This is a genomic window from Micromonospora sp. D75, assembly GCF_018070405.1.
GTDB classification, from domain to species: domain Bacteria; phylum Actinomycetota; class Actinomycetes; order Mycobacteriales; family Micromonosporaceae; genus Micromonospora; species Micromonospora chalcea.
Map to the genome: position 1 here is coordinate 1 of NZ_JAGPXV010001192.1, position 465 is coordinate 465.

Genomic DNA, 465 nt, shown 5'->3' on the forward strand with positions numbered 1-465 from the left:
TCGGCGGCGACCAGGCTCACCCGGGCGCCGAGCGCGGTCAGTTCGTCGCGCAGCTCGGCCGCCCCGGGGGCGTGTTCGCCGCGGCGGCTGGTCAGCACGAGGTGCTCGGCGCCGTTGGCCGCCGCCCAGCGGGCCACGTGCGCGCCGAGCGCCCCGGTGCCGCCGGTGACGAGGACGGTGCCGGACGGCTGCCAGCGGTCGACGGTGCCGACGGCCGCCGGCGTGGCGCGCACCAGGCGCCGCACGAAGACGCCGGAGGGCCGCACGGCAACCTGGTCCTCGTGGCCGCCCGCGGTCAGGACGCCCACCGCGTGGTCCCAGTCGTCGCGCCCGGGCGCGTCCGGCAGGTCGACCAGGCCGCCCCAGAGCTGCGGGTGTTCCAGCCCGGCGACCCGGGCCAGGCCCCACAGCCCGCCCTGGGCGACGCTGCGCACCGGGTCGGTGTCGCCGGTGCCGACAGCGCCC

Annotated in this window: 1 protein-coding gene; it reads right to left on the reverse strand. The window is 80.2% G+C overall.

The window, feature by feature from the left end:
• Positions 1–465 (reverse strand): KR domain-containing protein (locus KBX39_RS32815; RefSeq protein WP_210874305.1); only part of this gene is annotated, 465 nt, incomplete at both ends.